Source organism: Citrobacter sp. wls826 (assembly GCF_005281245.1).
Classification (GTDB): domain Bacteria; phylum Pseudomonadota; class Gammaproteobacteria; order Enterobacterales; family Enterobacteriaceae; genus Citrobacter; species Citrobacter braakii.
Genome location: NZ_SZWS01000030.1, coordinates 30,099 through 56,252 on the forward strand (window position 1 = coordinate 30,099; position 26,154 = coordinate 56,252).

23 protein-coding genes and 1 pseudogene are annotated in these 26,154 nt (G+C 52.5%); 12 read left to right on the forward strand and 12 right to left on the reverse strand.

Annotated elements, in window-relative coordinates; all coding sequences use genetic code 11:
* The 3 genes from dsbI to FDW87_RS07710 form a co-directional block, all read right to left on the reverse strand.
* The coding region (dsbI, locus tag FDW87_RS07700) for a protein-disulfide oxidoreductase DsbI (protein WP_137379618.1) at window positions 1-671 on the reverse strand (671 nt) is incomplete at its 3' end.
* A 14-nt stretch (window positions 672-685) separates the two neighbouring features.
* Window positions 686-1,354, reverse strand: coding sequence for a thiol:disulfide interchange protein DsbA/DsbL (locus FDW87_RS07705; protein ID WP_019077701.1), 669 nt, complete (start codon window positions 1,352-1,354; stop codon window positions 686-688).
* A 23-nt stretch (window positions 1,355-1,377) separates the two neighbouring features.
* Complete coding sequence (locus FDW87_RS07710) at window positions 1,378-3,174, reverse strand: aryl-sulfate sulfotransferase (RefSeq protein ID WP_094761928.1); 1,797 nt, start codon at window positions 3,172-3,174, stop codon at window positions 1,378-1,380.
* Window positions 3,175-3,571: 397 nt separating this feature from the next.
* On the opposite strand from FDW87_RS07710, the gene FDW87_RS23220 reads away from it, so the two are divergent.
* Window positions 3,572-3,748 (forward strand): hypothetical protein, encoded by a 177-nt coding sequence (locus FDW87_RS23220; RefSeq protein WP_016154525.1) that lies wholly within the window; start codon window positions 3,572-3,574, stop codon window positions 3,746-3,748.
* A 65-nt stretch (window positions 3,749-3,813) separates the two neighbouring features.
* On the opposite strand, the gene zupT is transcribed toward FDW87_RS23220, so the two are convergent.
* Window positions 3,814-4,587: a zinc transporter ZupT gene (gene zupT, locus FDW87_RS07715; RefSeq protein WP_137379607.1), complete on the reverse strand. Its 774-nt coding sequence runs from the start codon at window positions 4,585-4,587 to the stop codon at window positions 3,814-3,816.
* A 147-nt stretch (window positions 4,588-4,734) separates the two neighbouring features.
* Here zupT and ygiD point away from each other — a divergent pair, with 147 nt between their 5' ends.
* A complete protein-coding gene (ygiD, locus tag FDW87_RS07720; protein ID WP_046276167.1) occupies window positions 4,735-5,523 on the forward strand; it encodes a 4,5-DOPA dioxygenase extradiol in 789 nt (262 codons plus the stop codon).
* 85 nt (window positions 5,524-5,608) lie between these two features.
* On the opposite strand, the gene FDW87_RS07725 is transcribed toward ygiD, so the two are convergent.
* From FDW87_RS07725 to tolC, 3 genes are all read right to left on the reverse strand, one after another.
* On the reverse strand, window positions 5,609-6,769 hold the full coding sequence (locus FDW87_RS07725; RefSeq protein WP_019077698.1) for a glutathionylspermidine synthase family protein: 1,161 nt from the start codon (window positions 6,767-6,769) through the stop codon (window positions 5,609-5,611).
* A gap of 5 nt (window positions 6,770-6,774) precedes the next feature.
* Window positions 6,775-7,452 (reverse strand): DUF1190 family protein, encoded by a 678-nt coding sequence (locus tag FDW87_RS07730; protein ID WP_016154521.1) that lies wholly within the window; start codon window positions 7,450-7,452, stop codon window positions 6,775-6,777.
* 147 nt (window positions 7,453-7,599) lie between these two features.
* Entirely contained in the window at window positions 7,600-9,078 is a 1,479-nt protein-coding gene (tolC, locus tag FDW87_RS07735) for an outer membrane channel protein TolC (RefSeq protein ID WP_137367411.1), read from the reverse strand.
* A 199-nt stretch (window positions 9,079-9,277) separates the two neighbouring features.
* Here tolC and nudF point away from each other — a divergent pair, with 199 nt between their 5' ends.
* The 5 genes and pseudogenes from nudF to parE all read left to right on the forward strand — a co-directional run bounded on the left by nudF (window position 9,278) and on the right by parE (window position 13,683).
* Window positions 9,278-9,910 (forward strand): ADP-ribose diphosphatase, encoded by a 633-nt coding sequence (nudF, locus tag FDW87_RS07740; protein ID WP_016154519.1) that lies wholly within the window; start codon window positions 9,278-9,280, stop codon window positions 9,908-9,910.
* Window positions 9,907-10,329, forward strand: coding sequence for a DUF1249 family protein (locus FDW87_RS07745; RefSeq protein ID WP_003024582.1), 423 nt, complete (start codon window positions 9,907-9,909; stop codon window positions 10,327-10,329). Before nudF ends, FDW87_RS07745 begins: the two co-directional genes overlap by 4 nt.
* 24 nt (window positions 10,330-10,353) lie before the next feature.
* Window positions 10,354-11,181, forward strand: a pseudogene (cpdA, locus tag FDW87_RS07750) (3',5'-cyclic-AMP phosphodiesterase).
* Window positions 11,181-11,762 (forward strand): esterase YqiA, encoded by a 582-nt coding sequence (gene yqiA, locus FDW87_RS07755; RefSeq protein ID WP_003024575.1) that lies wholly within the window; start codon window positions 11,181-11,183, stop codon window positions 11,760-11,762. Before cpdA ends, yqiA begins: the two are co-directional and overlap by 1 nt.
* A gap of 28 nt (window positions 11,763-11,790) precedes the next feature.
* Window positions 11,791-13,683, forward strand: a complete 1,893-nt coding sequence (gene parE / locus FDW87_RS07760; RefSeq protein ID WP_003024571.1) for a DNA topoisomerase IV subunit B — start codon at window positions 11,791-11,793, stop codon at window positions 13,681-13,683.
* Window positions 13,684-13,783: 100 nt separating this feature from the next.
* Here parE and FDW87_RS07765 read toward each other — a convergent pair whose 3' ends face one another.
* From FDW87_RS07765 to qseB, 4 genes are all read right to left on the reverse strand, one after another.
* The gene (locus FDW87_RS07765; RefSeq protein ID WP_016154515.1) at window positions 13,784-14,098 is read right to left on the reverse strand and encodes a putative quinol monooxygenase; all 315 of its coding nucleotides are present in this window, start codon (window positions 14,096-14,098) and stop codon (window positions 13,784-13,786) included.
* Between the two features lie 30 nt (window positions 14,099-14,128).
* The gene (locus FDW87_RS07770; protein ID WP_137379608.1) at window positions 14,129-14,710 is read right to left on the reverse strand and encodes an NAD(P)H-dependent oxidoreductase; all 582 of its coding nucleotides are present in this window, start codon (window positions 14,708-14,710) and stop codon (window positions 14,129-14,131) included.
* Window positions 14,711-14,819: 109 nt separating this feature from the next.
* Complete coding sequence (gene qseC / locus FDW87_RS07775; RefSeq protein ID WP_065554303.1) at window positions 14,820-16,169, reverse strand: quorum sensing histidine kinase QseC; 1,350 nt, start codon at window positions 16,167-16,169, stop codon at window positions 14,820-14,822.
* The gene (qseB, locus tag FDW87_RS07780; protein ID WP_047499228.1) at window positions 16,166-16,825 is read right to left on the reverse strand and encodes a quorum sensing response regulator transcription factor QseB; all 660 of its coding nucleotides are present in this window, start codon (window positions 16,823-16,825) and stop codon (window positions 16,166-16,168) included. Before qseB ends, qseC begins: the two co-directional genes overlap by 4 nt.
* Window positions 16,826-16,977: 152 nt before the next feature.
* Between qseB and FDW87_RS07785 the strand changes: the two genes are divergently transcribed.
* From FDW87_RS07785 to ftsP, 4 genes are all read left to right on the forward strand, one after another.
* Window positions 16,978-17,373, forward strand: coding sequence for a YgiW/YdeI family stress tolerance OB fold protein (locus tag FDW87_RS07785; protein ID WP_016154511.1), 396 nt, complete (start codon window positions 16,978-16,980; stop codon window positions 17,371-17,373).
* A 118-nt stretch (window positions 17,374-17,491) separates the two neighbouring features.
* A complete protein-coding gene (gene parC / locus FDW87_RS07790) occupies window positions 17,492-19,750 on the forward strand; it encodes a DNA topoisomerase IV subunit A (protein WP_016157479.1) in 2,259 nt (752 codons plus the stop codon).
* Between the two features lie 195 nt (window positions 19,751-19,945).
* A complete protein-coding gene (gene plsC, locus FDW87_RS07795; protein WP_049268740.1) occupies window positions 19,946-20,683 on the forward strand; it encodes a 1-acylglycerol-3-phosphate O-acyltransferase in 738 nt (245 codons plus the stop codon).
* Between the two features lie 71 nt (window positions 20,684-20,754).
* Complete coding sequence (gene ftsP, locus FDW87_RS07800) at window positions 20,755-22,167, forward strand: cell division protein FtsP (RefSeq protein WP_016154508.1); 1,413 nt, start codon at window positions 20,755-20,757, stop codon at window positions 22,165-22,167.
* A gap of 16 nt (window positions 22,168-22,183) precedes the next feature.
* Here the strand turns inward: ftsP and FDW87_RS07805 are convergent, their stop codons facing one another.
* Complete coding sequence (locus FDW87_RS07805; RefSeq protein WP_047414036.1) at window positions 22,184-23,659, reverse strand: TrkH family potassium uptake protein; 1,476 nt, start codon at window positions 23,657-23,659, stop codon at window positions 22,184-22,186.
* A 199-nt stretch (window positions 23,660-23,858) separates the two neighbouring features.
* Here FDW87_RS07805 and FDW87_RS07810 point away from each other — a divergent pair, with 199 nt between their 5' ends.
* Complete coding sequence (locus tag FDW87_RS07810) at window positions 23,859-26,030, forward strand: YgiQ family radical SAM protein (RefSeq protein WP_137379609.1); 2,172 nt, start codon at window positions 23,859-23,861, stop codon at window positions 26,028-26,030.
* Window positions 26,031-26,154 lie beyond the last annotated feature (124 nt).

The following is a 26,154-nucleotide window of genomic DNA, read 5'->3' on the forward strand; positions in this document are numbered from 1 at the left end:
GTTCTCACCCGCTTTAATGCCCATGCGCCGCTCATAATGACGAGCAACAGTAAGCACAAACTAAAGGCCAACAAACAGGCCTGCGCCATGTTCATAAAATGCCAAGGCGGGATCAGATACCAGCCTTCTGACTGCTGGTACAGATCGACAAACCACTTTTGCGTACTGCTGAGCGCCACGCCGTCGGGAACGATGGGAGCGTCATAGCCGCAATCTCCTGTGGGTTTAAACCACTCCGGTGCCCAGTTGGCCAGAGGCAAATTGAAAGGGAATGTCGGATCGGTGGAACATCCCTGTACGCCAAACAGCGAATCCGGGTCCGGGTTATGTACAGCATAATGAATGCTGTTAAGTTTGATGGAGAACTTAATGCCCAGGATGCTGCCGTAAAATGCCGCGATACAACCGATGAGCTTCAGAACAACATTTTTGGGGTTGATTGCCGCAATCAATCCGCCAAAAACCATCACCAGCATGGCAAAGCGAATGTAGACACATTGTTCGCAGGGGGCCATGTAGAGATAGATTTGGAAGAACGAATGCGCCAGAATAATCAATCCACCCATTGCGCAAGCCATCAACAGCCACAGAAAGCGCTGTTCCTGCCATCTCACCAGGGTATCAACCGGTGTATTGCGTAAGTCTCGCCACGATCCTTTTATGAAAGCCATAGCCGGGTCCCTGTTTATTTTTTCGCGAGCTCTCTGACAAGCTCAGCCATGGAATCAATAGATTTGATATTTTTGGTGTAGATCAGATACTTACCATTGACGACGTAAGCTGGAACGCCCTGAATTTTGGCGACATCATATGCTGCTTTCCATTTCTCCAGCGTTTGCTGGACGGCAGGATCCTTCAATGCCGCGTCAAAATCAGCCTGGCTCATGCCCGCTGCATCCAACCCTGTTTTGATGAATGAGGCGGGATCTTTACCCTCTGACCAGCGCTCTTTCTTATCGTGGTAGGCGGCGTAATAAGCGAACTTGGCTTTTTTAAACTGTGATTTGGCGTCAAACAATGAAATACCTGCAGCCATGTCCCTGGCAATCATTACGGCAAAGATTTCACTGGCCTGCTTACCGTATTCCCCTTTGGTTTCCAGATGAAACGGAGTGAAAGTAACGACATCGGCGACTTTGTCTGACACGGGCCCTGTCACGGCTTTATCATATTTGTAGCAAAATGGGCAGGCGTAACTGAATACTTTGATCAACGTCTTATCAGCATTGGGAATTGGTTTTTCCAGAACCATATAATCAGTGCCTTCAGTAAACGCTGATGCTGCAAACGGTGAGGCAAGCGCGGCGGTTAATACCACACTTTTAAATAATGAAGTGATCCATTTAGATGACATAATTAATCCTTAATATAATGTAATTATTTAAACATTTGGCGTGGATGAACCAGCAATGCACGGTAGTGAGTTTGATTTGGCTTATCGGACAGGACATTAATTTCGACTTTGACTTCTTTTGTTTTGTAGTCAATTTCGTTGATTTTGCCGATGGTTGGCTGTCCAACGTCAAATAAATTAATCGAACCACCAAAGCCAAACATGGTGTCGCGATCTTTTTGATATTCGATAACCGAGGTGATAGGGCTATAAAAATCATAACCGCGCTCTTTTCCGTACTCCCAAATTTGCTGGACGGTCCCTTTTTTCTCGTCAATTTTATATTCGACGAAACGGGAGTATTTCATTGTTGGTAACGCCGGTTGTTCGAGTCCGCGGCCATCGCCGTTGTCAAAAATGGTGAGCGTTCCTTTGCTGGAGAGCCATGCGGTGTGTTGAGTGTAGGTAAAATCAAAATCGGTATTCTCGCACTTGCCATTTTCATCACATTTCAGTGCGTTGCCTTTATCATCAACCGGTTTTAACAGCTTGCTTGCCAGCGCCTTATTCCAGCCTTTAGACGGTGCAAGGATCCACTTCACCTGTTTATCGCGACCGATTTTGACAACCCCCTGATGGCGGGAAGAGATAATGATGGCGTCATCTTTGGCGTCAAAGGCGATGGAGTTAACGTGCGCCCAGTTACGACCCGCACCCACGCCGAGGGCATCACCGTAGGGGGTATCTGGCTCCAGTTTTGCCTGCTGGCCGGCATGAGCGAGGTCCACGTTGACGCATACCGCGCCCGCATCCAACGCACCCAGCAGTGCATCACGCATCGGATCGAGAATTTTTGTCAGATCCCACACGTCAACAACACGACCGGATTTGTCGACTTCAATAATCTGGTCGCGGATAGTTTGTACGTGAATGCCATCTTCCTTGCGATAATCACGTTTACCCACGCGAAGCAGTACGGTGCCGTTCACCGTTTCGACGGACTCATGCGATGCGTCGAGGAATCCGCGCGGCAGCTTATGGTCGGCCAGAATCTGGCCCATCATATCGAACTCATACCAGTGCTGGCCCTGTACAGCGGTGAAGGTGCCGCGCGGTGTCTCCCGTATGCCCATCAGGTAACCGCGCTTGTTGATATCCATGTCATGACCGTCATAGAAAGTGTCCTGATCCAGCCACCAACGATATTCGCCTTCCGTATCAACGACAAAGGTAAAGGGTGCGATATCAAAGGGTAATGCGCCACCGGCCGGACCAGCATCCAGGATACCGGCATTTTTATCTTTTTCACCATGCCAGTGGAATTCTGCGCCCTGCGCGGTAAAGGTGTGGGTATTCACCAGATAGAGACGGTCTTCAAAGCCAGGTGCGACCTTAATAACGTTTGTTTGCTGTAAATCGGAAATAGAACGGTTATCCATGTAGTGATTAACGATGGCAGATGTTTGCACCACGTAATCTTCCTTGATGGCCTTGCCATTTTCTTTATATTCAACAGTGACCTTATTAGCGAACTTTTGATAAAGGCCAAAAATAGGAACCCCATCGTAGGTGGCGAGGGATTCTTTGCCGACGGTATAGGTAATTGGGACTCCTTTTTCACCTTTACCATGAACGGTGACTTTAACATCCGAAATAACGTGACTATCTAATTCAACCAGTGCGGTAAGAGGGGCGTTTCCGTATGGGTCAACGATTATCGCACCCAATTTTCCTGCAGGCTGGGCTGGTTGGAAACCTGCGGCAAACGAATTCCCTGCGGCAAAGCCAAACGTCAGTGCAAGCGTTCCGGCTAGAAGTGTTTTTCGGTACTGTGTAAACATGGATATATCTCCTTATATTATCTTTAAATATAACAGTGCTGAATATATTATGTTTTTACGATGTGAATATAATAAAAAATGGTATTGCTGATGCTACTTTTATGGTGAATATATTAATATTGATGAAATGTATTATTTTACAGGTGCTAATTTTTATTATTTTTGGGATGGTATGAGTGCGTTATTTTAAGGGCAATATTTATTATTGCGCAGTGTGATCTTGTCGACATTGTTTTATTTTTTATAACGGTGTTAACTATTTGCATAGCTGCTGGTTTATATGATCGAAATCATATATTTGTTTCTGGAATATGCCACTATAGGAGTATGTCAGAATAAGGTTGTGTAAAATTTTAACGTTAAATGTTTAATGATGTTAAATTTTAAGGGTAAAAGAATGTTTATCGCCTGGTACTGGATTGTATTAATTGCACTCGTTGCAGTTGGTTATTATTGCCATATGAAGCGTTATTGTCGGGCATTTCGGCAAGACCGGGATGCATTACTCGAGGCGCGAAACAAACTCTTTCGTCGTTCTGGCGAAGATAACAGCGCGGTTAAGGAACAGGAATAGTCCTTCACGTTCTGCTATGGATGAGCGGATGCTGTAAATTAGCAGGGTGGCATCCGCCCTCTGAATTAGCCGATCCCCATGGACTGGAGGATGACAAGACTTAACCCCATCACCGACATTCCACAAAGTACCCCATAGCTGGGATTATTATTCGGGTCGATCTCTTTTGCCAACGGCATTAGCTCATCGACGGACAGCGCCACCATAATTCCTGCGACTGCTGCCATTATTGCCGCCATCACTACCGGTGAGATCAGGCTCCCCAGAATTAACCACGCCAGTACGCCGCCCAGGATTTCCGCCATGCCCGAGATCCCGGCCCAGAATATCGCCGTACGTTTGGAGCCTGTGGCTGCATAGACTGGACCCGCAACGGCTAATCCTTCAGGAATATTGTGTAATGCGACGGCAAGGGCAATACCAAAGCCCAGCTCGAGGTTGCTGCTGGCGGTAACAAACGTCGCTATCCCTTCCGGGAAGTTGTGCAGGCTAATGCCGAGCGTTAATAAAATCGCGGTACGTTTAATGGAGCCGGGCAGAGGCCGCGTGGTTTTCTGTACCAGATCCTGAGGGTGCGCGTGCGGCAATAGGCGGTCCAGGCCAAAGTATCCCAGTAAGCCAACGATAAACATTCCGTAGCCCAATACCGGCGACATGCCTTCAGCAGCCAGTGCGGCTGGGAGCATCTCCATCAGTGAGATCAGTAACATAATCCCTGCGGCGAAGCCTAACGAAAAGGCGAGTACGCGGTTGGAGGGTTTTTGCCCTAACACGCCGAGAAATGCGCCGGTAAACGTGGCGGCGCCTGCCAGTAAAGTCAGAAGTAAAGGTACTGACATCGACAAATAAAACTCCTTATCAATCTGCTGTCCGGGTTGGATCGTCAAAATAACTGATGATCTTCATCATGGTTATCTGAGTTCTTCATCAGCCGAATAAGCGTATTGTGGTGGTATCAAAATGACTCCCTCAGTAAGGATATCATCATGTCTTCAACTCGTATGCCAGCATTGTTTTTGGGTCACGGTAGCCCGATGAATGTTCTGGAAGATAACGTTTATACCCGCGCCTGGCAGCAACTGGGGGAAACGTTGCCGCGCCCGAAAGCTATTGTGGTGGTCTCGGCGCATTGGTTCACTCGTGGCACGGGCGTGACGGCGATGGAAGCGCCTAAAACAATCCACGATTTTGGCGGTTTTCCACAGGCGCTGTATGACACCCATTACCCGGCTCCTGGATCTCCGGAACTGGCGCAGCATCTGGTTGACTTGCTGGCCCCGGTGCCCGTTACCTTAGACAAAGAGGCCTGGGGTTTTGACCACGGTTCATGGGGCGTGCTGATCAAGATGTACCCGCATGCGGATATTCCGATGGTGCAGCTGAGCATTGACAGTACCAAACCTGCGGCCTGGCATTTTGAAATTGGCCGCAAGCTGGCGGCACTGCGTGATGAGGGCATTATGCTGGTAGCCAGCGGTAACGTGGTGCATAACCTGCGCACTGCGCGTTGGCACGGTGAGAACACGCCATATCCGTGGGCGACCTCATTCAACGATTATGTTAAAGCAAACCTGACATGGCAGGGACCGGTTGAACAGCACCCGCTGGTGAACTATCTCGATCATGAAGGGGGATCGTTATCGAACCCGACACCGGATCACTATCTGCCGCTGCTGTATGTATTAGGTGCCTGGGATGGCAAAGAGCCGGTGACTATTCCTGTTGACGGAATTGAGATGGGAAGTTTGAGTATGTTGTCGGTGCAGGTCGGATGATAAATGCCCGATGGCGCTGCGCTTATCGAGCCTACAGTTCGTGCTGTAGGCCGGGTAAGACGCAGCTACCACCCGGCACTCTCAGTCATTCGACAAAAATATGCGGATAGAAACGCGAGAGATCCTGCGTGATCAACGCACGGTCTTCGCGAATGCCAATGCCAGCTGGTTGATCGTTGATTAGCCAGCTGCCGATCAACATATAGCTGTCGCCAAACTTCGGTAGCTGATGGAATTGCTGCACGATCATACCTTCTTCGCCGTACGGCCCTTCCACTGCTTCGATCGTTTTACCGTTTTCGATAATTGAAACGTTCGCGCCTTCACGTGAGAAGATCGGCTTTACGACGAATTTATCCATCTGAGGATAGTCATCTTCGGCGAAATACGCAGGCAGCAGATTCGGATGATCCGGGAACATTTCCCACAACAGCGGTAATAACGCTTTGTTAGAGATAATGCTCTTCCAGGCTGGTTCCAGCCAGCGAACGCCAGCGTCTTCCAGCTTAGTGGAGAACATTTCGCGCAGCATGAATTCCCACGGATAGAGCTTGAACAGGTTAGCTATGACCTGATCTTGCATATCCGTGAACTGACCCTTTTCACCAAGACCAATATCTTCGACATAGAGGAATTCAGTGGCGATTTCAGCTTCGGCAGCGCAATCCTGCAGATACTGGATCGTTCCGCGGTCTTCCACCGTATCGCGACAACAGGTCAGATGTAGCAACTGAAAACCATACTGCTCACGCAGCTCGGCGAAACGCTCGATCAGCTTTTCCTGCAGACTGTTGAATTGATCGCTGCCTTCCGGCAGGTTGCCTGCATTGAGTTGGTCCTCCAGCCAGATCCACTGGAAAAACGCAGCTTCGTACAGAGAGGTTGGCGTATCGGCGTTGTTTTCTAACAGCTTAGGCTCGCCCGTGCCGTCCCACGCCAGATCGAGACGCGAATAGAGCGACGGCTGCTGTGTCAGCCAGGACTGGCGGACAAAGCCCCAGGTATGCTTCGGAATGCGAAACTTGGTCATCAGCTCATCGCTGGCGATGACCCTTTCCACCACTTTGAGACACATTTGATGCAGCTCTGCGGTGACCTCTTCCAGCTTTTCGACCTGAGCAAGCGTGAGCTTATAATACGCATCCTCACACCAGTACGGCTCGCCGTACATAGTGTGAAAGTTGAAACCGTATTCGGTGGCTTTATCGCGCCAGTCCGGGCGCTCAACAATACTGACTCTTTCCATGACGATCAGCCGCCCATTGAACGAGTGGTAGTACCGCTTGCGCTACGCTGCATGGTGCTCTGTTTAGCCACAGATTCGCCAAATCCACCGCGGGTTACGGTAGAGGTGGTAGCCGGTTTCGGCGCCATGGCGGTTTTCGGTACGGTCATGGTGCGACCTGGCGTTGCGGCGCCGTAGTTTTTACCGCCGGCATCCGTATATTTGCCGTATGCCGGGCTGGCCGGATTTTTCGAGCTGAACAGCGGCTGCTGAGCGCCCATACCGCCACCCATCATGCGGCCCATCATATAGCCTGCCATCAGCGGCATCCAGAAGCTGCCGCTGCTTTGATTCTGCGCCTGAGCCTGGCCTTCACCGGTCGGCGCCATGCCCGCTTGTGCAGGTGCCTGTTGGCACTGGCCTTCGCCGAATTCAGCGATACAGTCTTCGCGAGTGGCGTATTTTGGCGCGGTGCGTTCAGCTTCTTTCAGCGCATTGTTAAACGCGGTGGTACATTCGGCGCTTTTACCCGGATTAGCTGCAGAGCAGTCGTCCGCGTTCTGATAAAGCGAAACCGTTTCGTCACTCTTTTCACAGCCCGCGAGCATAAAAACAGCGGTAACTGCCAGAGCGACAGGAGTCAGGTGGCGCGCGCTCCAGCTTTTGCGGAACGAGGCGTGATGTATAGATTTTGTCCGTTTCATTTATGTCTTCCAGGACCCAGTGGTAACTCTGCTCAGAATAGAGGATGACTGGTCGAAATTGAAGCGGGAAGAGGCGAGAATGCGGAAGAAGGGGCGGATCTTTACGTTGCCTTACGTTCAGACGGGGCCGAAGCCCCGTCATCAGCATCAGTTACGGAACGGGTTGTTACCGTTGCTGCTGGTTGAACGTGCAGCCGTTGGTTGAGCCGCAGGCATATTGCCGTTGCTGTTAAAGTCATTCACAGCGGCATCTTGCTGCGGATTTTGCGGCGCTACGTTATCCGGAGAAGTCGGGATCGGTTTACCCAGCGTATTATTCAGCGCCACCAGATCCTGCTCGTTCAGCGTACCGAGCGCAGATTTGACGTTAAGCTGGTTGATAAGATAGGTATAACGCGCATTCGCCAGTTGCTGCTTGGCGTTGTACAGCGTGGTGGTGGCATCCAACACATCCACGATGGTACGGGTACCTACGGAATAGCCTGCTTCCATCGCATCTAAAGAGCTTTGGGCAGAGACAACCGCTTGTTTGTACGCGTTAATGCTACTGATAGAAGCATTAATGTTGTTGAACGAAGAACGCACGGTTTGCACCACGCTGCGGTGCGCGCTTTCCAGTTGTTCGCTCGCGCCAACAAAGTTGTACTGCGCTTGTTTCACCTGCGAGTTAACCATCCCACCCTGGTACAGCGGCAGCGAGAAGTTCAGACCAATTTTGTTCTGGCCCATGTTGCTGTCGTCGTACTGGGAGGTGTTGGTTTTCGACCCGCTGTAGGAGGTGTCAGAAACGCCGGTAGAGGCGGTCAAACCCAGCGTTGGTAAGTGACCATCCTGCGCCAGACGAATCTGTTCACGCGCCAGATCCTGGCTCAAACGCGCCTGCAATAATGAGAGGTTGCGGTTTTCTGCTTCTTTCAGCAGCGCGTTCACCGCCTGCGGTTTGTTGGTTTTAAAGCCATCAACGTTCAGCGAAGCCAGTTCGGGGTAGTAGTTACCGGTCACCTGGCGCAGCTGTTCTACCGCGTTGTCGAGATTGTTACGCGCGGTAACTTCGTTCGCCAGTACGGTATCGTATTGTGAACGGGCGTTCTGTACGTCAGTGATGGCGACCAGGCCCACGTTAAAACGCTGTGTAGTCTGATCTAACTGACGATAGACCGCATCTTTCTGTGCCTGAGTGTAAGACAGCACGTCAATCGCGTTCAGTACGTTAAAATAAGCGGTAGCGGTATTCAGGATCAGCGTTTGCTGATCGGTCTGATACGTTACGTCCTGGATGCCTGCTGCTTTTTCTTGCAGCGTCAGGGCACGCCATTTAGACATGTCGAACAGCGTCTGAGTCAATTGTAATGACGCGCTGGTTGCGTTGGAGTTGACGCCATTTGCATCACGGTAGCCATTGCTGTAGGTGTAATCGGCACCTAAACCTAGTTGCGGCAGTAATGGGCTACGCGCTTCGTTAATTTTTTCGAATGCAGCATCGCGATCGGCGGCGGATTTACGCAATTCCGGGTTGCTCAGGCGTGCTTGCTGATAAACCTGCATCAGGTTTTCTGCCTGGCTCAAAGTAGTGAACCCCGACAGGCTCAGGCCGATAAGGATGGGGAGCAATTTCTTCATTTGCATTCCTTGTTGTGAAGCAGTATTTAGCGCTGATCAAATTGTAAAAATATTTGCTGATTCTAGCAGAATCCGCCACTTCAAAAAGTTGGCGTTACGTGCCATACGGCGTTAATTTGCATCAATTTAACACAAGGGCGTTCAAACATCAGTCAAACGACCTTGAAATTCACATTTTAATCACTATTGGTTTCAGGACAGCACAATGCGTAAACCAGACAACTTGCCAATGACTTTCACTAAAAATGATGTAGAAATTATTGCACGAGAAACGCTATACCGCGGTTTTTTTTCACTGGATCTTTATCGGTTCCGCCATCGCCTGTTTAACGGCGGTATGAGCGGTGAGGTAAAGCGCGAAATTTTTGAGCGCGGACACGCGGCAGTCTTGCTACCCTTTGACCCTGAGCGGGACGAAGTTGTTCTGGTCGAGCAGATCCGTATCGCGGCGTTTGATACCAGCGAAAGCCCGTGGCTTCTGGAAATGGTGGCCGGAATGATTGAAGAGGGCGAAACCGTTGAGGATGTGGCTCGTCGTGAAGCGATGGAAGAGGCCGGGCTGGAAGTTAAACGTACCAAGCCCGTTCTGAGCTATCTGGCAAGCCCTGGCGGCACCAGTGAGCGCCTGTCTATTTTAGTTGGCGAAGTGGACGCCACGACCGCGAGCGGGATCCACGGTCTGGCTGATGAAAACGAAGATATTCGTGTTCATGTGGTGAGCCGGGAGCAGGCTTATCAATGGGTTGAAGAGGGGAAAATCGACAACGCGGCTTCTGTCATCGCCTTGCAATGGTTACAGCTGCACTATCAAGAGTTAAAAACTGAGTGGAAAAAATGAAGCGTTACACACCTGACTTCCCTGAAATGATGCGCCTGTGCGAAACCAACTATTCGCAATTGCGCCGCCTGCTGCCACGTAATGATGCAGCCGGTGAAACAGTGAGCTATCAGGTAGCAAACGCACAATATCGGTTAACGATCGTTGAATCGACCCGATACACTACGCTTGTCGCGATCGAACAAACGGCACCCGCGGTCACTTACTGGAGCCTGCCGTCATTGACAGTCCGCCTGTATCATGACGCGAGGGTGGCCGAAGTGTGTTCGAGTCAGCAGATCTTTCGCTTCAAAGCGCGGTATGATTATCCAAATAAAAAGTTGCATCAACGCGACGAAAAGCATCAAATTAATCAGTTTCTGGCCGACTGGTTACGGTACTGTTTAGCACATGGAGCGATGGCGATTCCGGTTTATTAGCGTCGTGAAACCTAAGGACACCATTTGGAAAGCCTGTTAACCCTTCCTTTGGCTGGTGAGGCCAGAGTCAGGATCTTACAAATTACAGACACTCACCTGTTTGCCGAAAAGCATGAAACGTTGCTGGGTGTAAACACCTGGGACAGCTATCAATCCGTACTGGATGCAATACATGCAGAGTCGCCTGAATACGATCTGATCGTCGCGACTGGTGATTTGGCGCAGGACCAATCCGCTGCGGCCTATCAGCACTTTGCTGAGGGCATCGCAAGCTTTCGTGCGCCCTGCGTTTGGCTACCGGGCAATCACGATTTTCAGCCGGCAATGTACAGCGCGCTACAGGACGCGGGGATCTCACCCGCTAAACGCGTCTTTATTGGTGAACAGTGGCAAATCCTGTTGCTGGACAGCCAGGTGTTCGGCGTTCCCCACGGTGAATTAAGCGAATTTCAGCTCGAATGGCTGGAACGTAAACTTGCCGATGCGCCTGAGCGCAATACTTTGCTGCTTCTGCATCATCATCCTCTGCCAGCAGGTTGTAGCTGGCTCGATCAGCATAGCCTGCGTAATGCCGCAGAGCTGGATAACGTGCTGGTGAATTATCCTCGTGCCAAGTATTTGTTGTGCGGGCATATTCATCAGGAACTGGATTTGGACTGGAACGGACGCAGGCTGCTGGCGACGCCGTCGACCTGTGTGTAGTTTAAGCCACACTGTTCCAACTTCACGTTAGATACCATCAGCCCCGGCTGGCGGACGCTGGAGCTTTTTGCTGACGGGACGTTGCAGACTCAGGTACGCCGTCTGCAGGGTAATCGGTTCCACCCTGATACCGCTTCAGAAGGCTACTGATGTCTACGCTTCTTTATCTTCACGGATTTAATAGTTCTCCTCGTTCGGCGAAGGCATGTTTGCTGAAAAACTGGCTGGCGGAGCATCATCCGCACGTTGAGATGATCGTGCCCCAGTTGCCACCGTATCCGGCCCAGGCCGCAGAGATGCTGGAATCGATCATTCTCGAACATGGCGGAGAGTCGCTGGGAATTGTCGGTTCCTCGCTGGGAGGCTATTACGCCACCTGGCTGTCGCAATGTTTTATGCTGCCCGCGGTGGTGGTGAACCCTGCTGTCCGACCTTATGAACTGCTGGTCGACTATCTCGGTCAAAACGAGAACCCCTACACGGGGCAGCAATATGTGCTAGAGTCACGCCATATTTACGATCTTAAAGTCATGCAGATTGACCCGCTGGAAGCGCCGGATTTGATCTGGCTGCTTCAACAAACGGGCGATGAAGTGTTGGACTACCGCCAGGCGGTGGCGTATTACGCCTCCTGCCGCCAGACAGTTATTGAGGGCGGAAACCACGCATTCACGGGCTTCGAAGATTATTTCAACCCGATTGTCGATTTCCTTGGACTGCACAGTTTCTGACGATCAATTCGAATTGCTTATTTAAACCATGACGCAAACTTATAACGCTGATGCCATTGAGGTACTCACTGGGCTTGAGCCGGTACGCCGTCGCCCGGGGATGTACACCGATACAACCCGTCCGAACCATCTTGGACAGGAAGTGATTGATAACAGTGTGGATGAAGCACTGGCGGGCCACGCAAAACGCGTGGACGTGATTTTACATGCCGACCAGTCTCTGGAAGTTATTGATGATGGCCGCGGCATGCCGGTAGACATTCACCCTGAAGAGGGCGTTCCGGCGGTAGAGCTGATCCTCTGTCGTCTGCACGCAGGCGGTAAGTTCTCCAACAAAAACTATCAGTTCTCTGGTGGTTTACATGGGGTAGGGATCTCCGTGGTCAACGCCCTGTCGAAGCGTGTGGAAGTGAACGTGCGCCGCGACGGGCAGGTGTACAACATCGCGTTTGAGAACGGCGATAAGGTGCAAGATTTACAGGTTGTCGGTACCTGCGGTAAACGCAATACCGGAACCAGCGTGCACTTCTGGCCGGATGAAAGCTTCTTTGACAGCCCGCGTTTTTCCGTTTCGCGCTTAACGCACGTACTGAAAGCCAAAGCTGTGCTGTGCCCAGGCGTTGAGATCACCTTTAAGGATGAGGTCAATAACAGTGAACAGCGCTGGTGCTACCAGGATGGCCTGAATGACTATCTGAGCGAAGCGGTAAATGGCCTGCCGACGCTGCCGGAAAAACCGTTTATCGGTAATTTCAGCGGTGAAACAGAAACTGTGGACTGGGCGCTGCTCTGGCTGCCGGAAGGCGGCGAGCTGCTGACTGAAAGCTATGTGAACCTGATCCCAACCATGCAGGGCGGTACGCACGTTAACGGCCTGCGCCAGGGTCTGCTGGATGCAATGCGCGAGTTCTGTGAATACCGCAATATTCTGCCGCGCGGTGTGAAGCTGTCGGCGGAAGATATCTGGGATCGCTGTGCTTACGTGCTGTCGGTAAAAATGCAGGATCCGCAGTTTGCCGGACAAACCAAAGAGCGCCTCTCTTCGCGGCAGTGCGCGGCATTCGTCTCTGGCGTGGTGAAAGATGCTTTCAGCCTGTGGCTGAACCAGAACGTGCAATCAGCCGAACTGCTGGCTGAGATGGCGATTTCCAGTGCCCAGCGTCGTCTGCGTGCGGCGAAAAAAGTGGTGCGTAAAAAGTTGACCAGCGGTCCGGCGTTGCCGGGGAAACTGGCGGACTGTACCGCGCAGGATCTTAATCGCACCGAACTGTTCCTCGTCGAAGGTGACTCGGCGGGCGGATCGGCTAAACAGGCGCGCGATCGTGAATATCAGGCGATCATGCCGCTGAAAGGTAAGATCCTCAACACCTGGGAAGTCTCTTCCGATGAAGTGTTGGCCTCGCAGGAAGTTCACGATATTTCGGTGGCGATCGGCATCGATCCGGACAGTGATGATCTGAGCCAGCTGCGCTACGGTAAGATCTGTATTCTGGCGGATGCGGATTCCGATGGTTTGCACATTGCCACGCTGCTGTGCGCGCTGTTTGTGAAACACTTCCGTACGCTGGTAAAACACGGTCACGTCTATGTTGCGCTGCCGCCGTTATACCGTATTGACCTCGGTAAAGAGGTGTATTACGCGCTGACGGAAGAAGAGAAAGCGGGCGTGCTGGAGCAGTTAAAGCGCAAGAAAGGCAAGCCGAACGTGCAGCGCTTTAAAGGTCTGGGTGAAATGAATCCGATGCAGCTGCGTGAAACCACGCTGGATCCGAATACCCGCCGCCTGGTGCAGCTCATCATCGATGACGAAGACGATCAGCGTACCAACGCAATGATGGATATGCTGCTGGCCAAGAAGCGTTCTGAAGATCGCCGTAACTGGTTGCAGGAGAAAGGCGACCTGGCGGATCTCGAAGGGTAATTGACCGTGAATGCCTGGTGGCGCTGGGCTTACCAGGCCTGAGGATTGCAATATAAGCCGGATACGTCTGTTTATGGCGTTATCCGGCAAATCGACAATCTTAAATGCCAGACTCCAGAATACGAATACTCATGTCCAGCACGTCGCCTTTCACGGCTTCGCTATAGGCTTTCATATGCGGTGTCTGCAAATGCGCTTCAAGATGCGCAATGCTTTCCCACTGTTCAACCATCACGATTGAGTCCGGGGCTGTGGTCTGAAAACTGACGCCAGCAGCATGATCGACCATCGGCGCGTAGCCGTGGCAGCCTTCTTCTTTCAATACGGTTGGAACGATTTTAGCGAATTGATCCAGTACCGCCTGGCGGTGATGTTGACCTGGACGTGTACGGATTTCTGCAATAACGGTAAGCATGGTTAACTCCTTCTAATTCCAGGTTACCAGTTAACCAAAAATTTCGTTCAGATGCTTGCGATATTCTGCGATATAACGCGGGACGTCCGGCATTTTAATCACGTCATTGGTGATAAAGGTCGGCAGTGCTTCCATTCCCAGGAACTGGTTTGCTTTATGGAACGGGAGATAAACGCCATCAACGCCAACGCCATGGAAGAACTGATCTTTTTCAGTAAAAGCTTCCATCGGTGCGTTCCAGGTCAGTGACAGCATGTATTTTTTGCCCTGAATCAGCCCACCGGAGCCGTATTTTTTAGACGCATCTGAACGCGTGCGACCATCGCTGGCGTACAGCGTACCGTGACCTTCGGTAAACACGTCATCAATGTATTTTTTCACAGTCCACGGCGCGCCCATCCACCAGCCAGGCATTTGCCAGATAACCACATCGGCCCAGACGAAGTTCTGTACTTCATCAGGAATGTCATAGTCGCTGTCGGCGCGCACGATTTTAACATCATGCCCGAGGTCGCGCAGAAGGCCATCCGCGACCTCGGTCAGGGTTTCGTTTAACTGACCGTTGGAGTGGGCGAATTTTTTCGCACCATTGATAATCAGAATGTTGCTCATTTTGTGTCCTCAGGGAAATACGTTTGAAGACGATTTTACCCCTACCAGCGACGCGGTGAAATTAGCAAAATGTGCAAAGTCTTTTGCTATTTGAGCAATAATAACGCAATTACCAACTGACCTTCGCTTCAAACCCACCTTGCGGAGCGTTGCCAAACGAGGCTGACATTCCATGCAATATTGCGATACGGCGGACAATCGATAGGCCAAGACCGCTGCCGGTCACGCTTTGTCCCGGTGGACGATAAAAGCGTTCCCCGATGTGCGTCAGGACCTCTGGCGCAACGCCAGGACCATTATCCTTGACGCTAAAATTACGGGCGTTGAGCGTCACTTCCACAATGCTACCCCGCGGGCTGTAGCGGATCGCATTATCCAGCAGATTTCGTACCATCAGGCTCAGCAACAGCGGCTGTCCAGTGCGCATGATGTTGTGCGCGTTAATCTGCAAACGCACGTCGATGTGCGCCTGCTGGGCTGGATGGTAGATATCCATCACCGCGGATTGCAAAAGCTCCTCCAGCGAGATTTCCGCCACATCCTGAAGATTGTCGAGGGAGTCGAGGCGTGAAAGCGTCAGTAACTGATCGACCAGTCGGGTGGCGCGTTCAATTCCCGCATGCAACTGTACCAGCGCTTTTTCCCGCGTTTGCGGGTCGTCGTCTGACAGTTGCACCACTTCCGTTTGTACTTTAAGCGCGGTCAACGGGCTGCGCAGCTCGTGGGCAGCATCAGAAGTGAAACGCCGTTCGCGAACCATCATGGAATGGGTGCGAGTAAACAACTGATTGAGCGATTCAACCAACGGGCGCACTTCGCTTGGCACACCTTTCGGGTCGAGCGGCTCCTCCGATTCCGGTGAGCGCCAGCGCAGAGCTTGCGCCAGTTTTTTTAGCGGCCTGAGTTCACGGCTAATCATGACCACCAGGATTAGCAACATCAGCGGCAGCGCAATCAACCACGGTGTTAACTGGGCGGTGACGATCGACAGCGCCATATCCTCTCGATACTCCCACTCCTGGCCTACCACAATGCGGTATTTGCCGTCAGCGGAATTCAGCCACAGAAAACGCCATGCGTCGTTGTCCCCCTTGAGTTGGCCATCGGTAAAGCCTTCGCGGGTGTAGCTGTAGGGAATGTCCTGGCCGTTGTCGCCATCGTGCAATACCATTTTTCCGTCGATGGTGAAGATGGCAAACGTCAGCGCGTCGTCATCAATATGGCCGTGCTTGAGCTTCTTCGGCGTGCGAGCCATATTGCTTGAGGTGGTGACGTCGCTGATATCCAGCGTGCTAAGCCGCTTGGCGAACAACATCAGTTGGGTATCAAACAGCTCATCGACATTGTCGGTGGTCTGCTTCCAGGCTACAAAGCTCGAAACGGCCCAGGTTGCCGATGCCAGAATCAGAAAAATAAGCGTTAGCCTGATGCGCAGGCTGAGGCGTTGTGTGAGTTTCATGCGTCACCCAGGGTGTAGCCAATGCCATGCACGGTACGGATAAAGTCGCTGCCGAGCTTACGGCGTAAGTGATGGACGTGTACCTCAATCGCATTGCTGGAGACGGTTTCGTCCCAGGTATACAGTTTTTCTTCAATCAGTTTGCGGGGCAGGACGCGACCCTTATTGCGCATCAGCAGTTCCAGTAGCGCGAACTCTTTGGGTTTGAGAGACAAAGGCTCATCTGCCGCCGTGGCAACCAGCGCGCCGGGATCGAGCGTCACCTGGCCATGGCGCAATATGTTGCTCGCCTGGCCGCTGGCACGGCGCACCAGCGCCTCCAGCCTGGCGGCAACTTCGATCAGCGCAAAGGGTTTGCACAGATAGTCATCCGCGCCGAGACGCAGACCCTCAACGCGTTCCGCCAGCGCGTCGCGAGCGGTCAGAATCAGCACTGGCTCCTGCTTCCCGTTGGCTCGCCATTCGCGCAAGATGTCCCGTCCGTCGATTCCTGGCAGCGTCAGGTCGAGGATCACCGCATCATAAGGGGCGCTGTAGAGCGCTTCTTTCCCCTGGCGACCCTCGGTAAACCAGTCGATGCTGAAACCCATTTTACTCAGACCTGTTTTCAGGCCGTCGCCGATCAACGTGTCATCTTCGATCAGTAAAATACGCATATGTTCTTCCCTGCAGCCGCTCTCATTAGCGTCAGTAAACCTTGTGACTACAGCCTCTGTACAGCAAAAAAAGTATCTTTTTTTGCCTTAAGAACTTGTTAAGGATTAACTTATTTAATAGTCGTAAACCAAAATGAAAGGGAGACATGACGATGAAAAAATTAGCTGCAATGGTTGCTGTAATGGCACTGTGTTCCGCACCTGTTCTGGCAGCGCAGCAGGGCGGTTTCTCTGGACCGACAACCACCACGCAAAGCCAAAATGGCGGATTTGTCGGCCCGAATGGTAGCAGCGCGACGGTAGAAAGCGCCAAATCACTGCGTGATGACACTTGGGTTACCCTGCGCGGGAACATCGTTGAGCGTATTTCCGACGACCTGTATGTGTTTAAAGATGCGACTGGCACGGTGAATGTGGATATCGACCACAAGCGCTGGAACGGCGTAACCGTCACACCGCAGGATGTGGTTGAAATCCAGGGTGAAGTGGATAAAGACTGGAACTCCGTTGAAATCGACGTGAAACAGATTACCAAAGTTGCCAAATAATCCCCATCAGGGCCGCACTCGTGGCCCTTTTCTTTGTGACTCAACACGCCAGATAGGGTAGTATCTGCGGCAATATTGCCCTTCAATAGAGGGGTACAAAGTTGAGGAACCACGATTAATGAGCGATATGGCAGAGCGCCTGGCGCTGCATGAATTCACGGAAACCGCCTATCTGAACTACTCCATGTACGTCATCATGGACAGGGCGTTGCCGTTTATTGGCGATGGTTTGAAACCCGTTCAGCGTCGCATCGTGTACGCGATGTCCGAACTGGGGCTGAATGCCAGCGCCAAATTTAAAAAATCCGCCCGTACCGTCGGTGACGTACTGGGTAAATACCACCCACACGGCGACAGCGCTTGTTATGAAGCGATGGTACTGATGGCGCAGCCGTTCTCTTACCGTTATCCGTTGGTCGACGGGCAGGGGAACTGGGGGGCGCCGGACGATCCGAAATCCTTCGCGGCGATGCGTTATACCGAATCCCGCCTGTCTAAATATGCGGAAGTTCTGCTGGGTGAACTTGGCCAGGGAACGTCGGACTGGGTGCCAAACTTCGACGGCACCATGCAGGAGCCGAAGATGCTGCCTGCGCGTCTGCCAAATATTCTGTTGAACGGCACGACCGGTATTGCCGTTGGTATGGCGACGGACATTCCGCCACACAACCTGCGTGAAGTGGCGAAAGCGGCGATTACCCTGATTGAGCAGCCGAAAACAACGCTGGATCAGTTGCTGGACATCGTGCAGGGGCCGGATTACCCGACCGAAGCGGAGATCATTACCTCGCGGGCGGAGATTCGTAAGATTTACGAAAACGGACGTGGCTCCGTACGTATGCGCGCGGTATGGACGAAAGAAGACGGCGCGGTGGTGATTTCCGCACTGCCGCATCAGGTTTCCGGGGCAAAAGTGCTGGAGCAGATCGCCGCTCAAATGCGCAATAAAAAGCTGCCGATGGTAGACGACCTCCGCGACGAATCGGATCACGAAAACCCGACCCGTCTGGTGATTGTCCCGCGCTCCAATCGTGTGGATATGGAGCAGGTGATGAACCACCTGTTTGCCACCACCGATCTGGAAAAAAGCTACCGCATCAATCTGAATATGATCGGTCTTGATGGTCGTCCGGCGGTGAAAAATCTGCTGGAGATTCTCACCGAATGGCTGGCGTTTCGCCGCGATACCGTACGTCGTCGCCTGAACTATCGTCTGGAAAAAGTGCTTAAACGCCTGCATATCCTTGAAGGTTTGCTGGTGGCGTTCCTCAACATTGACGAAGTGATCGAAATTATTCGTCATGAGGATGAACCTAAGCCCGAGCTGATGTCGCGGTTTGGCATTTCTGAAACCCAGGCTGAAGCCATTCTTGAGCTGAAATTGCGCCACCTTGCCAAACTCGAAGAGATGAAAATCCGCGGCGAGCAGGATGAGCTGGCGAAAGAGCGCGATCAGCTGCAAGGCATTCTGGCTTCCGAGCGTAAAATGAGTAACCTGCTGAAGAAAGAGCTGCAGGCTGATGCCGAGGCCTATGGCGACGAACGCCGCTCTCCGCTGCAGGAACGTGAAGAAGCGAAGGCGATGAGCGAGCACGACATGCTGCCGTCAGAGCCAGTGACCATTGTGCTGTCCCAGAGTGGTTGGGTGCGTAGCGCGAAAGGCCACGACATTGATGCGCCGGGATTAAGCTATAAAGCGGGCGACAGCTTTAAGTCTGCGGTGAAGGGTAAGAGCAACCAGCCAGTGGTGTTCGTGGACTCGACCGGACGCAGTTACGCCATCGACCCGATTACGCTGCCGTCGGCGCGTGGACAGGGTGAACCGCTGACCGGGAAGCTCACGCTGCCGCCGGGCGCGACGGTTGAGCACATGCTGATGGAAGGCGACGATCAGAAACTGCTGATGGCATCAGATGCGGGTTACGGTTTTGTCTGCACCTTCAACGACCTGGTAGCTCGTAACCGTGCTGGTAAGGCATTGATTACGCTGCCAGAAAATTCGCGCGTTATGCCGCCGGTTGTGATTGAAGATGAAACCGATATGCTGCTGGCAATCACCCAAGCTGGTCGCATGTTGATGTTCCCGGTAAGCGATTTGCCGCAATTGTCAAAAGGCAAAGGGAACAAGATTATCAATATCCCTTCAGCGGAAGCGGCGAAAGGTGAAGATGGCCTGGCGCAGCTCTACGTGCTGCCGCCACAAAGCACGCTGACTATCCACGTTGGTAAGCGCAAAATTAAACTGCGTCCTGAAGAGTTGCAGAAAGTGACCGGCGAGCGTGGCCGTCGCGGTACGCTAATGCGTGGTCTGCAGCGTATCGATCGCATTGACATTGACTCGCCTCGACGCGCCAGTCACGGCGACAGCGAAGAATAACGCTACCGTCCGGCTCTCCCTGTTTTAGCCCGGGGAGAGCCAACGTTAAAAATTCCCGTGAAACCGTTGTTTATTCGTGCGTTGCGATTAACAATACGCTTTTCCAGAGAGCCGCCCTTAACAAAGCCCTAACCTGATACTGCGTGATGAATCAGGTGACGTAAAATGCCAGGCTCTTAGGCCTCAGAGGTTGTTATGCTATATATTTTTCGTTTAATCATTACTGTTATTTACTGCGTTCTGGTCTGTATTTTCGGTTGCATATACTGTCTGTTCAGCCCACGAAATCCAAAACACGTCGCAACATTCGGTCATATGTTTGGCCGCCTGGCTCCCCTTTATGGCCTGAAGGTTGAGTGCCGCATGCCGGCAGACGCGCAGAACTATGGTAATGCTATCTATATTTGTAATCATCAGAACAACTATGACATGGTTACCGCTGCGAATATCGTTCAGCCGCCGACGGTGACAGTCGGCAAAAAAAGCCTGTTGTGGATCCCATTCTTCGGGCTGCTGTACTGGTTAACCGGCAACCTGCTGATTGACAGAAACAACCGTACCAAAGCGCACAGCACCATTGCGGCGGTGGTGAATCATTTCAAAAAACGTCGTATTTCTATCTGGATGTTCCCGGAAGGAACGCGTAGCCGTGGTCGCGGTCTGCTGCCGTTTAAAACCGGCGCGTTTCATGCGGCGATTGCGGCGGGTGTCCCGGTTATTCCGGTGTGCGTTTCAACCACCTCGAATAAGATAAAACTCAACCGACTCAATAATGGTCTGGCGATTGTAGAGATGTTGCCGCCGATAGATATTAGCCACTTTGGGAAAGATCAGGTTCGTGAACTGGCAGCGCATTGCCGTACGCTGATGGAACAAAAAATCGCAGAACTCGATAAAGAAGTTGCTGAGCGGGAAGCCGCCGGTAAGGTTTAATCCGCGCAATTCGGGTTTGTTACAGGAAAAGATTTCCTGCGTGTTAATCGCCAGTTTTTCATGGAGTTTATATGTCATTCAGTCGGCGTCAGTTCATTCAGGCATCGGGGATCGCACTGTGTGCAGGTGCTGTTCCGCTGAAGGCTAATGCTGCCGGTCAGCAACAACCATTACCCGTACCTCCGCTGCTGGAGTCCCGTCGGGGGCAGCCGTTATTTATGACGCTGCAACGCGCCCACTGGTCCTTCACGCAAGGCACGCGCGCACCTGTCTGGGGGATTAACGGTCGCTACCTGGGACCGACGATCCGCGTCTGGAAAGGGGATGACGTCAAGCTTATCTACAGCAACCGTCTGACTGAAAATGTCTCGATGACTGTCGCTGGATTACAGGTGCCAGGCCCGCTGATGGGCGGCCCGGCGCGCATGATGTCCCCTAATGCAGACTGGGCACCAGTGCTGCCGATTCGTCAGAATGCCGCTACGCTGTGGTATCACGCCAATACGCCAAATCGTACTGCCCAGCAGGTTTATAACGGTCTTGCCGGGATGTGGCTGATTGAAGATGAAGTGAGTAAATCACTGTCTATTCCCAACCACTACGGCGTGGATGATTTTCCGATCATTATCCAGGACAAGCGTCTGGACAACTTTGGTACGCCGGAATACAGCGAACCCGGCAGCGGTGGTTTTGTCGGTGATACCCTGCTGGTCAACGGGGCGCAAAGCCCGTATGTCGAAGTCTCTCGCGGCTGGGTGCGTTTGCGTTTGCTGAACGCTTCAAACTCGCGTCGTTACCAGTTGCAAATGAGCGATGGCCGCGCGCTGCATGTGATTTCCAGCGATCAGGGCTTTTTACCTGCGCCCGTTTCGGTGAAGCAGCTCTCGCTGGCGCCTGGCGAGCGTCGTGAGATCCTGGTGGATATGACTAACGGAAATGAGGTCTCTATCACCTGTGGTGAGGCGGCCAGCATTGTCGACAGGATCCGCGGATTCTTTGAGCCTTCCAGTATTCTCATCTCCACGCTGGTATTGACGCTGCGCCCAACGGGTCTCCTGCCGCTGGTGACCGACAGTCTGCCAATGCGCCTGCTGCCAACGGAAATCCTCAGTGGTTCACCGATTCGCAGCCGTGATATCAGTCTGGATGACGATCCCGGCATCAACGGTCAGCTGTGGGACGTCAACCGCATGGATATTACCGCTCAGCAGGGCTCCTGGGAGCGCTGGACGGTACGAGCGGATATGCCTCAGTCTTTCCATATCGAAGGCGTCTCGTTCCTGATCCGTAATGTGAATGGCGCAATGCCGTTCCCGGAAGACCGGGGCTGGAAAGATACCGTCTGGGTCGACGGCCAGGTTGAATTACTGGTCTACTACGGACAACCTTCCTGGGCTCATTTCCCGTTCTACTTTAACAGTCAGACGCTGGAAATGGCGGATCGTGGTTCGATCGGACAGATGTTGGTGAACCCGGCGCCGTAATGCGCCGGAGTTTCCGTTACGCCCGCCAGAACATGCGCGAGAACAGGATCAGAATGGGGTAAATCTCCAGACGCCCCATGATCATGGCCGCGCACATCAGAAGTTTTGCCTCCTCGTTTAAGGTGCCAAACGTCGTTGCGGTGATGCCAAATCCCAGCCCCATGTTATTGATGCAGGCGGCAACGGTGGCGAAAGAGGAGAAGAGATCGTAGCCCATCAGATTGAGCGCCCAGATAAAAAAGCTGGTAAATAAAACGTAGAGAAAGAAAAAGCTCCATACCGAACGCACTACTCGGTCGCTTACCACGTTATTGCCCACTTTGATATTCAGCAGGGCGCGAGGATGCGCGAGCTGATGTAACTCCTGACGGCATTGCTTGAACATAATCAAAAAACGCAGCACCTTAATCCCCCCGCAGGTCGAGCCGACACAACCGCCGAAGAAACTGGCGCTGAGCAGCATGAATATCGTGTGCGAAGGCCACTGCGCATAATCCGCCGTCGACAGGCCATTATCTGTCAGCATCGAACTGGCCAGAAAAAAGGCATGCACCAGGCTGTCCGTCATCCCGTACATACCCGCCCGCCAGACCTGCCAGGTGGCGATCAGGGTGACAACCAGCGCAATAAGCAGAAAGAAACGCAGCTCGGCATTACGACGAAAGGGCTTAAAGGTACGTTTCACAATAGCAACGTACCAGAGGGTGAAGTTAAACGCAGACAGCAGTGAAAACAGTCCGGCGACTAACTCAATAGCGTGGCTGTTATAAAAGCCGATGCTCTCACTACGGGTGGAAAATCCGCCGAGAGAGACCGTCGACAGCCCGTGGCATAAGGCATCGAAAAACGACATCCCGGCAATCCAGTAGGCCAGAGTACAAATAAGGCCGAGAATGACGTAGGTCAGCCACAGCGTACGTGCGGTATCAGCAAGCCTTGGCGTGAGGCGTTCTTCTTTAAAGGGACCTGGCATTTCAGACTGATACAGCTTCATACCACCAATACCCAGCAGGGGTAATACCGCCACGGCAAGGACAATAACCCCCAGGCCGCCAATAAAATTGAGCTGAGCCCGATAGTACAGATACGATTTCGGCAAGGCGCTGACGTCGTCAATCACCGTAGCGCCAGTGGTGGTTATCCCGGAAACCCCTTCGAACAGGGCATCGGCAAAGGAGAGATTTAAGCCATCGTCCATCCACATCGGCATGGCGCTGATAAACGAAAACAGCAGCCAGAACAGGACGATGATGACAAATCCATCCCGGGTTCGTAGTTGAATTCCTGCATGTTTGGTTGCCAGCCACGCTCCACCGCCGAGGGTAAAGAACGTCATAAATGTGCTGAAAAAAGCGAAAAAGCTCCGCTCTTTATTTAACAGAGCAATGGTCATCGGCGGCAGCATGGAGAAGCTGTAGAGAAGAACCAGAAATCCGCACAGGTGAACAACTACCCGTAACTGGGAAATATGCAGTGAATCGTTGAGTCGCAATGAAAAATCCCCCGCCGAAAAAGAGTTATCTCAGCTGGCCGGCATGGTGTTAATTATGAATGATAAAAATGGGCGTCGTAAAATTTAACAATTTAAATCACTTTCTACTTGTCCGACTCAGACTCCACTTCATTTCTTGCCGACATACAGCGTATAATCCCCGGCCTTTGATTATTTTTTTACCATTTTTGGAAGCACTATGAGCGCAATATCCCTGATCCAGCCGGACAGAGACCTTTTCTCCTGGCCGCAGTACTGGGCTGCCTGTTTTGGCCCGGCACCATTTTTGCCGATGTCACGCGACGAAATGGACCAACTTGGCTGGGATAGCTGCGACATCATTCTGGTTACCGGCGATGCATACGTCGATCATCCCAGCTTTGGCATGGCAATTTGCGGCCGTATGCTGGAAGCGCAGGGCTTTCGTGTTGGGATTATCGCCCAGCCGGAGTGGAACAACAAAGACGATTTTATGCGTTTGGGTAAACCGAACCTGTTCTTTGGTGTAACCGCAGGCAACATGGATTCGATGATCAACCGTTATACCGCCGATCGCCGACTGCGCCATGACGATGCTTATACGCCAGACAACGTGGCGGGCAAACGCCCGGACCGCGCGACGCTGGTCTATACCCAGCGCTGTAAGGAAGCATGGAAAGATGTGCCGGTTATTCTCGGCGGTATTGAGGCCAGCCTGCGCCGCACCGCGCACTACGACTACTGGTCTGATACCGTTCGTCGCTCCGTGCTGGTGGATTCAAAAGCCGACATGCTGATGTTCGGTAACGGCGAACGTCCGCTGGTGGAAGTGGCGCATCGTCTGGCGATGGGTGAAACTATCGATCAGATCCGCGACGTGCGTAACACCGCGATTATGGTTAAAGAAGCGCTGCCGGGCTGGAGTGGGGTGGATTCCACGCGTCTCGACACGCCGGGCAAAATTGACCCGATCCCGCATCCATACGGCGAGGATCTGCCGTGTGCCGACAACAAACCTGTCGCCCCGAAAAAGCAGGAAGCGAAAGCGGTAACCGTACAGCCGCCGCGCCCGAAACCGTGGGAAAAAACCTACGTGCTGCTGCCGTCCTTCGAAAAAGTGAAGGGCGATAAAGTGCTGTATGCACATGCGTCGCGCATCCTGCACCACGAAACCAACCCAGGCTGTGCGCGTGCGCTGATGCAAAAGCATGGCGATCGCTACATCTGGATCAACCCGCCAGCCATTCCGCTCTCTACCGAAGAAATGGACAGCGTCTTTGCGCTGCCGTACAAGCGCGTGCCGCATCCGGCGTATGGCGACAGCCGCATTCCGGCCTATGAGATGATCCGTTTCTCGATCAACATTATGCGTGGCTGTTTTGGCGGCTGCTCGTTCTGTTCGATCACCGAGCATGAAGGCCGCATTATCCAGAGCCGCTCTGAAGACTCGATCATCAATGAAATCGAAGCTATTCGCGACACCGTTCCGGGCTTTACCGGCGTGATTTCCGATCTCGGCGGCCCAACGGCGAACATGTATATGCTGCGCTGTAAGTCACCGCGTGCGGAGCAAACCTGCCGTCGTTTGTCATGCGTCTACCCGGATATCTGTCCGCATATGGATACCAACCACGAGCCGACGATTAACCTCTATCGCCGTGCGCGTGATTTGAAAGGCATTAAAAAGATCCTTATCGCTTCAGGTGTGCGCTATGACATCGCGGTTGAAGATCCGCGCTATATCAAAGAGCTGGCGACCCACCACGTGGGCGGCTATCTGAAGATTGCGCCAGAGCATACTGAAGAAGGCCCGCTGTCGAAGATGATGAAGCCGGGGATGGGCAGCTACGATCGCTTTAAGGAATTGTTCGACACCTACTCTAAACAGGCCGGTAAAGAGCAGTACCTGATCCCATACTTTATTTCTGCGCATCCTGGGACGCGTGACGAGGATATGGTGAATCTGGCGCTGTGGCTGAAGCAACGTCGTTTCCGTCTGGATCAGGTGCAGAACTTCTATCCATCACCATTGGCGAACTCCACAACCATGTATTACACCGGGAAAAACCCGCTGGGTAAAATTGGTTACAAGAGTGAAGACGTGGTGGTGCCGAAAGGTGATAAACAGCGTCGTCTGCATAAAGCGCTGCTGCGCTACCATGATCCAGCCAACTGGCCGTTAATCCGCCAGGCGCTGGAAGATATGGGTAAAAAGCATCTGATCGGTGGTCGTCGCGAATGTCTGGTTCCGGCGCCTACGCTGGAAGAGATGCGCGAAGCGCGTCGCCAGAACCGTCATACCCGTCCGGCGTTGACCAAGCACACGCCTGTGGCGCATCAGCGCCAGACGACTGCCGCGAACAAAAAACGTGGGAAAGTAGCAGGGCGCTAATCTGTCTTGCCCGGGAGTGAAATGTTTACCGGGCCTGAAAGACCGTCGGCCGGATAAGGTGCCATCTGGCAGAAGTGCTCAGTAATTATGCCTCACGAATTCTGGCCGCTAATGCGGCCAGTTT

Coding starts and splice junctions, on each gene's coding strand:
- FDW87_RS07745 (WP_003024582.1), top strand. CDS start 9,907: ATGAAGCGTTACACACCTGACTTCCCTGAAATGATGCGCCTGTGCGAA.
- FDW87_RS07730 (WP_016154521.1), bottom strand. CDS start 7,452: ATGAAACGGACAAAATCTATACATCACGCCTCGTTCCGCAAAAGCTGG.
- FDW87_RS07810 (WP_137379609.1), top strand. CDS start 23,859: ATGAGCGCAATATCCCTGATCCAGCCGGACAGAGACCTTTTCTCCTGG.
- yqiA (WP_003024575.1), top strand. CDS start 11,181: ATGTCTACGCTTCTTTATCTTCACGGATTTAATAGTTCTCCTCGTTCG.
- zupT (WP_137379607.1), bottom strand. CDS start 4,587: ATGTCAGTACCTTTACTTCTGACTTTACTGGCAGGCGCCGCCACGTTT.
- FDW87_RS07765 (WP_016154515.1), bottom strand. CDS start 14,098: ATGCTTACCGTTATTGCAGAAATCCGTACACGTCCAGGTCAACATCAC.
- FDW87_RS07705 (WP_019077701.1), bottom strand. CDS start 1,354: ATGTCATCTAAATGGATCACTTCATTATTTAAAAGTGTGGTATTAACC.
- FDW87_RS07710 (WP_094761928.1), bottom strand. CDS start 3,174: ATGTTTACACAGTACCGAAAAACACTTCTAGCCGGAACGCTTGCACTG.
- nudF (WP_016154519.1), top strand. CDS start 9,278: ATGCGTAAACCAGACAACTTGCCAATGACTTTCACTAAAAATGATGTA.
- FDW87_RS07770 (WP_137379608.1), bottom strand. CDS start 14,710: ATGAGCAACATTCTGATTATCAATGGTGCGAAAAAATTCGCCCACTCC.
- FDW87_RS23220 (WP_016154525.1), top strand. CDS start 3,572: ATGTTTATCGCCTGGTACTGGATTGTATTAATTGCACTCGTTGCAGTT.
- tolC (WP_137367411.1), bottom strand. CDS start 9,078: ATGCAAATGAAGAAATTGCTCCCCATCCTTATCGGCCTGAGCCTGTCG.
- plsC (WP_049268740.1), top strand. CDS start 19,946: ATGCTATATATTTTTCGTTTAATCATTACTGTTATTTACTGCGTTCTG.
- ygiD (WP_046276167.1), top strand. CDS start 4,735: ATGTCTTCAACTCGTATGCCAGCATTGTTTTTGGGTCACGGTAGCCCG.
- FDW87_RS07725 (WP_019077698.1), bottom strand. CDS start 6,769: ATGGAAAGAGTCAGTATTGTTGAGCGCCCGGACTGGCGCGATAAAGCC.
- ftsP (WP_016154508.1), top strand. CDS start 20,755: ATGTCATTCAGTCGGCGTCAGTTCATTCAGGCATCGGGGATCGCACTG.
- qseB (WP_047499228.1), bottom strand. CDS start 16,825: ATGCGTATTTTACTGATCGAAGATGACACGTTGATCGGCGACGGCCTG.
- parE (WP_003024571.1), top strand. CDS start 11,791: ATGACGCAAACTTATAACGCTGATGCCATTGAGGTACTCACTGGGCTT.
- FDW87_RS07785 (WP_016154511.1), top strand. CDS start 16,978: ATGAAAAAATTAGCTGCAATGGTTGCTGTAATGGCACTGTGTTCCGCA.
- parC (WP_016157479.1), top strand. CDS start 17,492: ATGAGCGATATGGCAGAGCGCCTGGCGCTGCATGAATTCACGGAAACC.
- qseC (WP_065554303.1), bottom strand. CDS start 16,169: ATGAAACTCACACAACGCCTCAGCCTGCGCATCAGGCTAACGCTTATT.